We start from the raw sequence: 12,958 nt of genomic DNA on the forward strand, positions 1-12,958 counted from the left end.
TCAGTGCTCCCTGACCAGCTCGGCGTACGGCCCTCCGGCCGCCACCAGCTCCTCGTGCCGGCCCCGTTCGACGACCTGGCCGTGGTCGAGCACCAGGATCTCGTCGCTGTCGCGGACCGTGCTCAGCCGGTGGGCGATGACGACGCACGCGCAGCCGCGCCGCCGCAGGTTGTCGATGATGACGCGTTCCGTCTCCGCATCCAGGGCGCTCGTGACCTCGTCGAGGACGAGGATGCTGGGCCGCCGCACCAGCGCCCGGGCGATCTCCAGCCGCTGCCGCTGCCCGCCGGAGAAGTTGCGCCCGTCCTGCTCGACCCGGCTGTGGATGCCCTCCGGGCGCCGCGCGATCACGTCGTACAGCGCCGCGTCCTTCAGGGCGGTGACGACCGCCTCGTCCGGGATCGACGGGTCCCACAGCGCCACGTTGTCGCGGACGGTGCCCTCGAAGAGGAAGACGTCCTGGTCGACGAAGGAGACCGAGGCCGCCAGCGCGCCGCGGGGGATGTCCTCCAGACGGCGGTCGTCGATGCGGATGGTCCCCTCCCACGGGCTGTAGAGGCCGGAGATCAGCCGCGAGACGGTGGACTTGCCGCTGCCCGAGCCGCCGACGAGCGCGATCTGCTGCCCCGGGCCCACGGTCAGCGAGAAGCCGGTCAGGAGCGGCTTGTCGAGCGGGCTGTACCCGAAGGTGATGTTCTCCAGCTCCACGTGACCCCGGAGCCGGCGCGTGCCGGTCCCCGTCTCGCGGCCCCAGTAGACGGAGTCGACGGGGAAGTTCTCGACGTCCTTCAGCCGGGCCACGTCGGCGGCGAAGTCCTGGATCCTGCCCGCCACGCCGTTGAGCCTGGTGATCGGCGCGGTGAAGCGGGTCACGAGCGCCTGGAAGGCGACGAGCAGACCGATCGAGATATGGCCCTCCACCGCCCGGAGGCCGCCGATCCACAGGATCAGGGCGCTGTTCAGGGTGGCGAGCGTGGGCGCGACGACGGCGAGGACCGAACTCGGCACGCCCAGGCGCTGCTGCACCTCCAGGGTGGTGGCGTGCTGACCCGCCCAGCGACGGAAGAAACCGTTCTCGCCGCCGGTCGCCTTCATCGTCTCGATGAGCTGCAGCCCGGTGTACGAGGTGGTGGTCAGCCGGGCGTTGTCGGCGCGCAGCTTCTGGGTGTCGTTGGCGCGCAGCCGGATCACGATCCGCATGGCGACCACGTTGAGGAGCGCGATGAGCACCCCGATGACGGTGAGCTGGGGGTCGTACGTCCACAGCAGGACGGCGTAGAGGACGACCACTACCCCGTCCACGCCCGCGGCGGCGAGGTCCCTGGCCAGGGTCTCGGCGACGGCGTCGTTGGACTGGAGGCGCTGGACGAGGTCGGCGGGGCTGCGCTGGGAGAAGAAGGTGACCGGCAGCCGCATCAGATGGCGCAGGAACCGGGCGCTGCCCAGGGTGGAGGAGATGATGCGCCCGCGCAGCAGGTTCGCCTGCTGAAGTCCCGTCAGGACGGCGGTGAGGGCCACGAGCGTGGCCATCGACGCGAAGAGGGGGCCGAGGAGGGAGGTCCGCCCGCCGACCAGGAAGAGATCGATGTACGTACGGCTCAGTGCGGGCAGCGCGGCACCGACGGCGACGAGCAGGAGGGAGGCGAGCAGCGTCGCCAGGAGGGTGCCCGTGGTGCCGCGCAGACGGGCCGGCAGCGCGCGCAGGATCCCCGGCTTGCGGCCCCCGGGGCGGAAGGCGGCGGTCGGCTCGAAGACCAGCGCTACGCCCGTGAAGCTGGTGTCGAAGTCCTCCGCCGGCACGAAGCGGCGGCCCTTGCCGGGGTCGTTGATGTGCACGCCGCGCCGCCGTCGCAGGCCGCGCCCCATGCCGTCGTACACGACGTAGTGGTTGAACTCCCAGAAGAGGATGGCGGGCGGCCGTACTCCGGCCAGCGCGGACGGCTCCATCTGCATGCCCTTGGCCTGCAGGCCGTATCCGCGCGCCGCCTTCAGGACGTTGCTGGCCCGGGAGCCGTCACGGGACACCCCGCAGGCGATCCGCAGCTCCTCCAGCGGCACGTGCCGGCCGTAGTGGGCGAGCACCATGGCGAGCGCCGCGGCGCCGCACTCGACGGCCTCCATCTGGAGGACCGTGGGGGTGCGCACGGCCTTCTGCCGCTTCGCCCCGGCCTTCGGCGTTCCCGCCCCGCCCGCTCGTCGCGAGGAGCGGGCGGCTCGTGCGGACCGGGCGGGCGCCCCGCGCTGGGCGCGCCGCCCGCCGGGCGTCCCCTGCGGGGGCGCGCCGTTCCGGCGCCGGCCCGCCGGGGGGAGCTGCTGCTGGGGGGTGGTCATGGGAGCAGCCAATCGATCGGGTGCTGTTCGGCGAGGTGCACGGCGCCGCCGGCCGGTGTCATCGACGAGAGCCGGAACGGCGGGCCTCCGGCGGACGACCAGGCGAGACCGGAGGCGGTGTCCGGTGCGGTGAGGAGGCGTACGAGGACGGGTACGGGCCTGCCCTGCCCCGCGAGTTGCTCGCCCAGCTGGGCACTGCCCAGGAAGGCGGCGATCTGCTGGGCGGACTGCGCGGTGCGGCCGACGGACTTCACGCGGCCGCGCAGCACTCCGTACTGCCCGGAGGCCACCGACTGGACGGTCAGGTCGACGGCCGCGCCGACGGGGACGGTCGAGCCGCTGTCGGCCGGTACGTACACCACGGCCATGAGGGGGTCGTCCGGGCGGGCGACGCGCTCGACCGCCGCCACGTCGGCCCCGACGGTGACCACGGAGCCGATCCCGGTGGCGAGGGCCGTCACCCGGCCGGCGGCGAGGCTGCGGACGACGACGCCGGTGCCCTGCGGGGTGCGGACCTTCAGCAGGGGCGCGTCGGCGGGGACCCGCGCGCCCTCCTCGGCGAGGACGTCGGTGACCTGGCCGGCGACGGGGCTCTGCAGGACGTAACTGCCCTGTGCGTGGGTCAGGATGCCGGGGGCGTCGACGGTCGTGGAGACGCTGCCGGTGACCGCCCAGACGCTCGCCGCGATCATGACGACGACGGTGACGGTGAGAACGAGCCAGCCCTGGGGGCGGGCGAAGCGGACCGGCAGGTCGATCTCGTCGCCCGACTGCAGCTTGGAAAGGGCTTGTTGGCGGAACTGCACGACACTCTTCCCTCAACTGCGATGGTGCTGCCGTTCGTTGCTGTTCGTCGCCGCGCGGAATCGGTCGCCGGGCGGCGGTGACGCGGCGTATGCCCCGGATCCTGGGCGGATCCGGGGCATACGGCGAAGCGGACGTCCGAGGATCAGACGCCGGCGATCGAGGAGGTCGCGATGCCCGTGATCGGCGCGGTGTTCAGGCCGGTCGCACCCTCGACGGTGCCGACGACGGTGCCGACCAGGGGGGCGACGGCCGGGGCGAGGCCGTCCAGGGCGATGGTCGAGTTGGCGACCACGCCGCCGAGGAGACCGCCGGACACGTTGTCCAGGTCCGCGTCGGAGATTTCCTGGGTCTCGACCTGGGGGACGAAGTTCATGAGGTGGGTTTCCCTTCACATGGGGACGTATCGAAACGGCCGCGGAGGTCATTGCCGGATCGGTGGCGCCGATCCGGAGGGGAAACTTCCGCGATGTGCTGGATCAAAGCACGTCAGCCTGACGGCCAGCCAATCGAACAACGGCTTCAACCTGCGTAAATGTGTTCCGAATTGCCGTGGCGTGCATGCCCGTCCATCAGTCGGTGGCACCTTCTTCACGAGATCGCCCGACTCCACCGTCACCGGTGACCTGCGACAGGGCTCCGGAATGCGACATTCCGGATCAGCTGGACCGAGAGCCGTCCGCGCGGCCCGCTTTCGGAGCGGGGCGTCGGCAGAAGATGTGTTCCCTGCGTATTCGGTGTGCAGATCGGGCGACCGCCGCGGGACGTCGCTTTTCTCCCCGGAATCACCGGAGTTCCCGCAGTTGCGGGACTTGCCGGAGTTCCGTGCCGTCGCGGGGAGCCGTCGCGGGGAAAAGGACCACCGGCTCGCGGAACGAGCAGCCGATACGGAACGAGGCCGGTGAACGGGGTTACGGATAGGTCCGTACGTCGTCGTTGTACTCCCGGGCCCGCTCCCGCACCAGCTCGGGCAGGGTCCCCGACGCCAGGTCCGCGAGCGTCGTCCCCTCCAGGACATGGCGCAGGCTGGCGCGCACGGCCCGCCACACGTCCGGCATCGGCGCCGCCGCGCCCTGGTACTCCAGACCCGTCAACTTCAGGTCCCGCACGCTGACGAGGGGACCGTCCATCGCGCGGATCACATCGGCGAGGGTGACCTCCTCGGGAGGCCGGGCGAGCACATAGCCGCCCTCGGGCCCCCGCACGCTCCGCACCAGCCGGGCCTGCCGCAGCTCGCTGAGGACGACGAAGAGGAAGCGGACCGGGATGTCCTGCCGGCCGGCGATGTCCTCCGCCTTCAGCGGCCGGTCCGTCGAGCAGGCCAGCTCCGCCATGGCCCGGACCGCGTAGTCCGTTCTTGCTGAGATCCTCACCGACTCAATGTCTCACGCCTGGCGCGAAATCGATCCGGCTCCTCCGATGGCGCACGGCGGCCTTGTCACTGCACATTGTTCATCGACATAGTGAACTTCCCAGCCCCGCCCGCAGCCGGAGGTACCCGTGGTGTCCGCTGAACCGCGCTCGCGATCCACCGTCGCCGTCGTCGGAGCAGGCGCGGCCGGGGCGCTCGTCGCCGTCCAGCTGTGCGAGACCGCCGCGCGCCGGCGCATCCCGCTCGACCTGGTCCTGATCGACCCGGCGGCGGAGGCGGGCCGCGGCACGGCCTACGCCACCGACGTGCCCGAACACCGGCTCAACGTGCCGGTCGGCGGGATGAGCTGCTACCCCGACGACCCCGGCCACTTCCAGCGCTGGCTCTGTCACCACGGCGAACCCACCGTCACCCACGGCGACTTCGCCTCCCGCTACCGCTTCGGCTCCTACCTCGCCGACACCCTCGGTCGCGCCATCATCACGGCGCACGGCACGGTCGCCGTACGCCGTCTGCGGACGCGGGCCACGAGCTGCGCCGACACGGCCGACGGGCGCCTCGTCCTGCGATGTGACGACGGTGCGACGCTGACGGCCGACAGCGTCGTCCTCGCCACCGGGCCCGCCGCCGGCGGGGCGGGCTGGGCACCCGCCGAACTGCGCGCCTCCGACCGGTTCCTCGCGCACCCCTGGGCACCGGGCGCCCTCGACGCGGTGGGGGAGCGGGACGACGTCCTGCTGGTCGGCACCGGACTGACCGCCATCGACCTCGCCCTCGTCCTCGACCGCCCCGGCCGTACCGTCCACGCCCTGTCCCGCACCGGCCTGCTGCCCCACCCGCACGCCGTCTCCCCCCTGCCGCCGCTCCCGCCGCCCCCGGACCTCGACGGCATGCCCCTCCGCCTGCTCCGTACGGCCGTACGCCGGCATCTGGCCTCGGCGTTCCGCGACCACGGCGACTGGCGACCGGCCCTCGACGGGCTGCGCCCGCGTATCGCCGCCCTGTGGCAGGGCCTCTCCGAGGACGACAAAGCCGCCTTCCTCGGCCGCGACGCCACCCGGTGGAACGTCCACCGGCACCGGATGGCTCCCGTCACCGCCGAGACGGTCGCCCGCGCCCGCTCCGCCCGGCGCCTGCGGGTGCGGGCCGGCCGGATCGTGTCCGCCGCGCCCCGCGAGGACGGCCGGCTGACCGTGACCCTGGCCGACGGACAGGACCTCACCGTCGGGTGGGTGGTGGACTGCACGGGCCCCGGACTCCGGCTCGACGCGGCCGCCGACCCGCTGTGGAGCGGGCTCCTCGCGGCCGGGCTCGCCGTGCCGGGACCGCTGGGCATCGGCGTCGCCACCGACGCGGGCCGGCTCCGCGACACCGAAGGGGAGACCGGGCGGGCGCTCTTCACCCTGGGCGCGCCCCGCCGCGGCGAGCTGTGGGAGACGACCGCGATCCCGGAGATCCGTACCCAGGCCAGGGACGTCGCCGAAGCGGTCCTCGCCCCCCTCACCCCCGCCCCGCGCGCCAACCGGCGGCGCCCCACGGACCAGTTCGGCCTCCCCCTCACCACCCACGCGGCAGCGGCGGCGTCCTTCCGCACCGGACTCGCCCGGGTCGTCACCGTACGGGCCAAGGCCGCCGAGGCGTTCACGCGCGCCACCGAACTCGACCCAGGGTTCGCCCTCGCCCACGCCTCCCTCGCGCTGCTCGGGCACGAATGCGGAGCGGAGGTGGACGTCGCCCGCCGGCTCGCCGACGCCCAACGCGGCGTGCGGGAGCGGGGCGACGAGCGGGAACGCTCCTTCGTCGACGTCGTGACCCGCCGGATCGAGGCGGGGCAGGGACCGGACGCGGCGGACCGGGGCCGGCGGGCCTCGGACGGGGACACGGCCCTCATCGACCATCTCGACCGGTTCCCCGGGGACGCCCTCGCGCTGAGCATCGCGGTCCCCACCATCGCCTTCTCCGGCGTCGGCGATCTCGACGGCTCGCTGGCCCGGCGGCTGGTGGACCGCACCGCGCCCGTCTACGACGGCCACTGGTTCCACACGTCGCTCCTCGCCTTCCTCCGCCAGGAGGAAGGGCACATCGACGAGGCGGGCGCCCTCGCCCGGGTCGCCCTGGCCGCGGAACCCGCCTCCGGCCACGCGGTCCACGCCCTCGCCCACGTCCACTACGAGTCCGGCGACCACCGCACCGGCCGCGACTGGCTGGACGACTGGATCGGCGGCCAGGGGCGGGGCGCCGTCCACCGGGCGCACTTCTCCTGGCACGTGGCCCTGCACGAACTCGCCCTCGACGACGCCGCCGCGGTCCGCCGACGCTGGTTCGCCCAGCTCGCCCCGTGCCGGGTCAACGGCGTACGCGCCCTCGTCGACTCGGGGTCCCTGCTGTGGCGGGCCCGGATGTCCCGGAGCTGGTCGGGCCGCATGCCCGTGGCCGGGGTCCTCGACGCGGTCGCCGTCGACCTGGTCGAGCGGCCGGCGACGGCGTTCACGGCGCTGCACAGCGCCGTCGCCCTCACCGCGGCCGGTGACCTTCCGGCGCTCAGGCGGCTGCGGAGGCATGCAGCCCAGGCCGACGCCGTCCAGCGGGAGGTCGTGGAGCCGCTGTGCCGGGCGCTGGAGGCCGTCCTGGAGGAGCAGTGGCCGACGGCGGTGCGCGTCCTGCGCGAGCTGCTGCCGTCGCTGCGCCGGGTGGGCGGGAGCGCCGCACAGCGCGAGGTGGTGGAGGAGACGCTGCTGTACGCCCTGATGGAGGCGGGCCACAGCGACGCCGCCCGCCACCTCCTCCAGGAGCGCCTCGACCGCCGCTCCTCGCCGCTGGACAGCCGCCGCCTGGCGGACCTGCCGGGGTGAGAGCCGCAGGGCGGCGGGGCACAGCCGGCCTCGGCCGCCCCCGGCTCGCCGGCCGGACGGTGGGAGCCGCCGCGGCGAGGCGCCGGACCACCACGGTCCGATCGCTCCCACGGAAGGGCCGTCAGGTGCCGAACGCGCGGGTGACCTCCGCCAGGTCGTAGCCGTACAACTCGCGTTCGCAGAGGGCGCACGTGCTGGGCGCGTGCTCGCTCAGGGACCACAGCGTCGGGGCGAGACCGTCGCCCCGCCCGTGCGCCAGGTACAGGTCCTCGGGCCCGATCGAGGACCACAGCGCCGTCGGGTTTCCGACGAGCCTGCTCGTCCCGTCGACCGTCTCCGGGACGGCCTGGAGCAGCCGGCCGTGATCCGTGCCGTTGCCGCGGTGGAAGTACCAGGTGCCCTCGTACCGCGTGACGCCCTGGATCTTCTGCCACAACGCCTCCCCGCCCAGCGTCGGGCCGGTCGGCAGGCCGTACGCGAGGTCCGCGTCCGCGACCGTACCGGCCGCGCCCCCGACCGCCGCGGTCAGCGATGCCATCGGGTACGCGCCGACCCGGCCGGGGCTGGTGCCCCCGTCGGTGCTGCAGTACTCGCCGAGGAGGAGGTGGTCCGCTCCGGTGCGGTCGAGGGAGACGTACGACGCCTTGGGGCGGGCGGTGGCGTAGCACTGGTACGCGTCGGTGGGGCCGGAAGGAGGGGGCGCGGTGAAGTTCAGGGTGGCCACCTGGGGCATCACGTACCGGTAGCCGAAGCCGTACCAGACGCGGCCCAGGCGTCCCACCCGCTTCGGGTCCCGGGCGTTGCTCACCAGGCCGTCGGGCGTCGGGTCGTCGACGGAGGGGTCGCCGTCGGGGTCGAGGTCGAGGATCGTGCGCAGGTCGAACACGCGCAGCCCGTTCGCGGTGTCGGCGACGTACAGATGGTTGCCGTACCAGACCATGCCGCCGGCGTGGGTACCGTTCTGCGCCTTGCAGTCCTCCGTGACGGTGTTCGTGCACATGCCCTCGCGCGCGTGGAGGGCGTCGAAGGTGATGCGGTCGGCGGTGTCCGCGTACGGCCAGACCAGGAGGACGTGCCGGTACTTCCGGGTGACCCGGTGGAAGAAGCTGACGCGGACGCCCTTCTCCTCGCAGGCGACGGAGGCGGCGGCCAGGGCGCAGTTGCCACGGCCCCAGACGTAGTCGCTGCGGCCCGGGTTCTCCGCGTCGTAGGAGCCGACGACGAGCGGATCGGCGTCGGAGGTGCCCCAGTCCTCGTCCTCCTGCGCGTCGGAGACACCCGTGAGGGACTGCGGGATCCACTCGGAGGAGGCGGCGTCCTCGGCGTCCCAGCAGACGCGGTGCCGGGGCGCGAGGTCGGGGCCGTAGATCCCGGTGGTGCCGCAGGCGCTCTCCCAGCCGGCCTCCCGGTCGGCCCGCTGCATCAGCGCGCTGAGCCCCTGCTTCGGCAGCGCGGCCGCCAGACGGTCCACGAGAGCCGTGAGCGACGGCCCCGCCTCCAGCCGGAAGTCGCCGGGCCGCCCGGGCAGGGGCTCCGCGAGCGCCCGCGCCGACGCTCCGGCCGCCGCCGTGGACGCGGCCGCCGCCGCGCGCGTACCGGCGGCGGGGACGGTCCCGGAGAGCAGCGCCCCGGCGAGCGCGGCTCCGACGGCCAGCCGGACGAGGCGCGGCCGTAGTGTCATGGGGGAGGCCTTTCGTGGGGGATCGCGCCCTGAACGCGCCCCGCAGCCGACAACTGATGGGCCATCAGCCAGGGCGGGCCTCACACGTTAACAAGCCGACGACCGCATACGGCGGCCCGAAACGGGTCGTGTCACCGGCGGAGGATGTCTTCGAGACGTGGGGCCGGCCGGCGTGGCCCGAGGTGCTTCCCTCCGGCCGGGCCGGACCGCCGGCGACTCGACGGGGACGGCGCCGGGGGCGGCCGGCCCTTGAACCGCGGGCTGCCTTACCGCGCCGGAAGGCCGTCGCCGAGCGGCCACGCGCGCGTGGATGGATCCTGGAAGGGAAGGGGGCGGCGCGGGCCGGTGTGCGCCGTCCGAGTCGCGAGGAGGCGGACCATGTCACGGCACTTCGAGTGGAAGGTCGGACTGGAACTGGTCGAGGAGGGCGGCAGGACCAAGGCCGAGGCACACCTGGACACCGGCACGTCGCACCTCACGGGCCGGGGCAGCGCGCGGTGCAACCCGGCCGATGTGGACGTGCCGGCGATCGGCGACGAGCTCGCCGCGAGCCGCGCGATGAAGGACCTGGCCGGCCAGCTGATGCGGGAGGCCAACCGCGAGATGGAGGCGGCGGGCGCGGGCACGGTCCCGCAGCACACCGGCCCCGGCTACGGCTGGCCCGAAGCGGTCTCCTGACGCGCGTCCGCGGGCTTCAGCCGCGTCCCAGGGCTCGGGGCGGTGCGGACGGTGGCGAGGGGTCGGGCGGGCGTCCCGGCCGGGCGGCGGCGCCCGTCGGCGGCGTGCGCGCCGTGAAGCGGGGAGGGCCGGGGCCCGTCCCGGCGAGGCGCCGGAGATCCGCGTCCCTCGGTCCCGCCTCGCCTACGCCCCGGCCGCCGCCGCACCCTCGGCGGCCTCGTCGTCGCCCCCGCTCCCGCCCTCACCCTCGTCCTCGTACGCGAGACGGTCCACGACCTCCACCACCCCGTCCACGTCCTCGCAGAGCCGCAGGAAGGCCGGCGCGAGGCTCTTGTTCGGCAGGGTGCCGGTGAGGGTCACCCGACCCTCCTCCACGTCGATGTGGAGCGCGGCCGGCGAGAGCCGGAGGATGCGCGTGACGACATCCTCGAGGATCTCCTCCTGGATCGCCCGGTCCCGCCGGAGGAAGAGCTGCAGCAGGTCGCTGCGGCTGAGCACGCCGATGAGCCGACCGTCCGCGTCCACCACCGGCAGGCGCTTGACCCGGTGCCGCTCCATGACCCGCGCCGCCTCGACCGCCGCCCACGAGGGCCGTGCCACCACGACCGGGCTGGTCATCATGGCCTCGGCCGTACTGGGGCCGTCCTTCGTGGTGTGCCGACGCAGCAGGTCCGCTTCCGACACGACCCCGATCGGCCGGTTCGCCTCGTCGACCACCGGCACCGCGGTGATGCCGTACTCGTCGAGAAGCCGCGCGATCTCCTTGAACGGCGTCCCGGGCTGCACCGCCACCGCGGTCGGCGTCATCAGATCCGCGACACTGCGGTGCCTCATGGTCGGTCCGTCCCTTCTCCGCTCCTGCGCCCATGATCCCTCACGCGGACGCGAATGGCGGACGCCCCGGATCCGTTTGAGCCCGCTCCCTCGGCGGGGCGGGGCGCGAGATGCTCCATAGGCGGCGCGGAGGAAGCGCGGAAGGCCGGCGGCGGGGTGACCCCACCGCCGGCCAGGGGCCGGTCCGAACGAAAGGTTCTAGTTGAACGGGTCGAGGGTCACGTACGCCTGCTGCGGGTTGCCGTCGTGCACCAGCGACTCGTGCGCGCCGACATCGTCGAAGGCGAAGCCGTAGGCCTTGCCGTCCACCATCTGCGCGTGGATCTTGCGCGAGTAGTGGTTGGTCACCGCGTCCCGGTAGAAGCCGGCGGACGAGGTGTCCGGCTGGTTCGGGTTGGTCAGGAGGGTGGAGCGGTTGTAACCGGCGCAGAGCGTACGGGAGATGGGCCCGCGCACCATGTCGTTGGGGGCGTCGAGCAGCTTGTAGCAGCCGAAGACACTGTCGGAGTCCGGCTTCTGGAAGGAGGTGACGAGCGCGCCGGAGCCGTTGGTGAAGTTCATGACGTTGCCCGAGACCCGCCCGTAGTACTTCACCGAGGGCTGATTCGCGAAGGGCGTCACCGTCAGGGTGGACGTGGCGTACTTGCTCCAGACGCGGTTGATGTAGTCGTTCATGACGCCGGCGGGCAGCGCACCCGCCTCGATGCCGTGTCCGGGCGCCAGTGCGCGCAGGACCGTGCCGTCGGCGCGGGTGTGGACGAGGTTCGCCCAGCCACCGGGCTGGCCGCGCAGCGCGTCGAAGAAGCCCCGGTACCCACCCGGCTTGAGGCGGCCCGTGGTCGCGACGCTGCCGTCGGGGCGCTTGACGCCGACGGCGTACGGCGCGGAGACCATGTCGACCTGGGTGCTGTTGAGCCACAGGCCGGAGTCGTTGAGCGTGTACTCCGACCAGTTGAAGAGGATATTCCGGTTCGGGTCACTCGGGTTCTGGACGGCGGGCTGGACCAGGCCGCCGGTCGCGAGCTTGAAGACGAGCTTCTGTCCGTAGCTGAAGTAGATCCGTCCCGAGAACTTCGGCAGCCGGATCGTCATGGACCCGCCGTTCCCGGGTCCCGCGATGGCGGCGTCGGGGGCGGGCACGGGGACGGAGCCACCGGCCGGCCAGGGGTGGAAGGTGCCGTTCGCGTCGGCCCAGCCCTGACGGCCGGTGGAGAGTTCGGTGCCGAGGTTGTAGACGTAGACCGGCTCGCTGCGGCCGGAGTTGTTCGTGAAGGTGAGCGGGATCGTGGCGGGGACGGCGGCGGCCTGGACGGTGGGCGAGGGGCCGGCGACGGTGACGGCGGTGCCGATCAGCGCGGCGGCGGCGAGGGGGGCGAGCAGGCTGAGCCTGCGGCGGCGGCGAGAGCGCACGTGGGGCTCCTCGGGAGTGGGGGGGATCCATGGGGGACGGCGCTGTTCGGCGCGTCGACCGCGTCACCGCAGGGGTGGCTCGGTCGACCCGCGAATGCGTCTTGAGAGCGCTCTCAGAATGGTGAGCGTGAGGTGAGCCTGTCAATGGTTGCGGCGCTCCCCGCGCGTCCTTAAGGCCCCGCTAAGGTCCCGCCAGGGCCTCCCGGGCCGTCCCCTCCAAGCTCCGGCGCCGTCCCGCGCGTCACCCGTACGGCGCCTACGGCAAGGGCCAGGCGCCGCGTTCGTGCAGCTGGAGGACGAGCGCCGCGATGTTCCAGGCGTCGTCCTCACCGCTGTGGTGCCGCCCCTCCAAGGGCAACCCGGCGAACTCCAGGGCCTGGGCCATGCCCGGCCGCCTCGGGAGTCCGTTCGCCTCGGTGAACACCGCCTTGGCGTTGGTGTGCCGCCGACCGAAGGGGTACTCCGTACCGCTCACTCGGCACTGGTGGGTGAACTGGTGACGGTCGTAGTCGCCCCAACTCGCCCACGGCCGCGCCCCGGCGGCGTGCTCGGAGGCGAGAAGGCGGCACGCGGCGGCGAAGTCCAGGCCGGTGTCCACCTCGTCCTGGGTGAGCCCGGTCAGCTCGGTGCAGAACGGACTCACCGTCGAGCGGGCGGGCCTGACCAGGACACGGTGCCGGCCGACCCGCTCGCCCGCCTCCAGATCGACGACGGTGAGACCGATCTCGATGATCTCGCTCACCGCTCCGGGGGGCCGCTTGCCCTCCCAGCACGTCGCCTCGACGTCGACGACGTTCACCAGCCTTCCAAGACCTCCTTGACGGGCCCCTCCGCGCAGCTCTCTGTGATCCATCCGCCGAGCGTAGAGAGCCGGTGCCCGGTGCCGCACGCGGATTACGTCCCCACGGCAAGGGACCGGCCGGGGGCGGGACTCCGGCGCGGGGAGCCCGGTTCCGGCCCGCCGCGCGTCACGCCCCTCCGAGGTCTACGCGGTCG

General features: G+C 73.4%; 10 protein-coding genes. 2 read left to right on the forward strand and 8 right to left on the reverse strand.

Features of this window, described 5'->3' with window-relative positions; all coding sequences use genetic code 11:
* The 4 genes from ACZ6RC_RS17325 to ACZ6RC_RS17340 form a co-directional block, all read right to left on the reverse strand.
* Positions 1 to 2,331, reverse strand: a complete 2,331-nt coding sequence (locus ACZ6RC_RS17325; RefSeq protein ID WP_469583754.1) for an NHLP family bacteriocin export ABC transporter peptidase/permease/ATPase subunit — start codon at positions 2,329 to 2,331, stop codon at positions 1 to 3.
* On the reverse strand, positions 2,328 to 3,137 hold the full coding sequence (locus tag ACZ6RC_RS17330) for a hypothetical protein (RefSeq protein WP_469583757.1): 810 nt from the start codon (positions 3,135 to 3,137) through the stop codon (positions 2,328 to 2,330). The genes ACZ6RC_RS17325 and ACZ6RC_RS17330 overlap by 4 nt, the downstream gene beginning before the upstream one ends.
* Positions 3,138 to 3,280: 143 nt before the next feature.
* The gene (locus ACZ6RC_RS17335; protein WP_391137394.1) at positions 3,281 to 3,511 is read right to left on the reverse strand and encodes a type A2 lantipeptide; all 231 of its coding nucleotides are present in this window, start codon (positions 3,509 to 3,511) and stop codon (positions 3,281 to 3,283) included.
* 535 nt (positions 3,512 to 4,046) lie between these two features.
* Positions 4,047 to 4,508 carry an RrF2 family transcriptional regulator gene (locus ACZ6RC_RS17340; RefSeq protein ID WP_391137391.1) on the reverse strand — a complete coding sequence of 154 codons (462 nt, stop codon included), beginning with the start codon at positions 4,506 to 4,508 and terminating at the stop codon, positions 4,047 to 4,049.
* A gap of 127 nt (positions 4,509 to 4,635) precedes the next feature.
* Between ACZ6RC_RS17340 and ACZ6RC_RS17345 the strand changes: the two genes are divergently transcribed.
* Positions 4,636 to 7,359, forward strand: a complete 2,724-nt coding sequence (locus ACZ6RC_RS17345) for an FAD/NAD(P)-binding protein (protein ID WP_469583763.1) — start codon at positions 4,636 to 4,638, stop codon at positions 7,357 to 7,359.
* 121 nt (positions 7,360 to 7,480) lie between these two features.
* Here the strand turns inward: ACZ6RC_RS17345 and ACZ6RC_RS17350 are convergent, their stop codons facing one another.
* A complete protein-coding gene (locus ACZ6RC_RS17350; RefSeq protein WP_469583766.1) occupies positions 7,481 to 9,040 on the reverse strand; it encodes a hypothetical protein in 1,560 nt (519 codons plus the stop codon).
* 378 nt (positions 9,041 to 9,418) lie between these two features.
* On the opposite strand from ACZ6RC_RS17350, the gene ACZ6RC_RS17355 reads away from it, so the two are divergent.
* Complete coding sequence (locus ACZ6RC_RS17355; RefSeq protein ID WP_453616958.1) at positions 9,419 to 9,718, forward strand: DUF1876 domain-containing protein; 300 nt, start codon at positions 9,419 to 9,421, stop codon at positions 9,716 to 9,718.
* 183 nt (positions 9,719 to 9,901) lie between these two features.
* On the opposite strand, the gene ACZ6RC_RS17360 is transcribed toward ACZ6RC_RS17355, so the two are convergent.
* From ACZ6RC_RS17360 to ACZ6RC_RS17370, 3 genes are all read right to left on the reverse strand, one after another.
* Positions 9,902 to 10,552 (reverse strand): CBS domain-containing protein, encoded by a 651-nt coding sequence (locus tag ACZ6RC_RS17360; RefSeq protein ID WP_453616955.1) that lies wholly within the window; start codon positions 10,550 to 10,552, stop codon positions 9,902 to 9,904.
* Positions 10,553 to 10,750: 198 nt separating this feature from the next.
* Positions 10,751 to 11,962, reverse strand: coding sequence for a glycoside hydrolase family 64 protein (locus ACZ6RC_RS17365; RefSeq protein WP_469583772.1), 1,212 nt, complete (start codon positions 11,960 to 11,962; stop codon positions 10,751 to 10,753).
* A gap of 256 nt (positions 11,963 to 12,218) precedes the next feature.
* Complete coding sequence (locus ACZ6RC_RS17370; protein WP_469583775.1) at positions 12,219 to 12,815, reverse strand: 3'-5' exonuclease; 597 nt, start codon at positions 12,813 to 12,815, stop codon at positions 12,219 to 12,221.
* Between the last annotated feature and the right edge of the window lie 143 nt (positions 12,816 to 12,958).

The sequence above is a fragment of the Streptomyces sp. NPDC048353 genome (assembly GCF_055587165.1).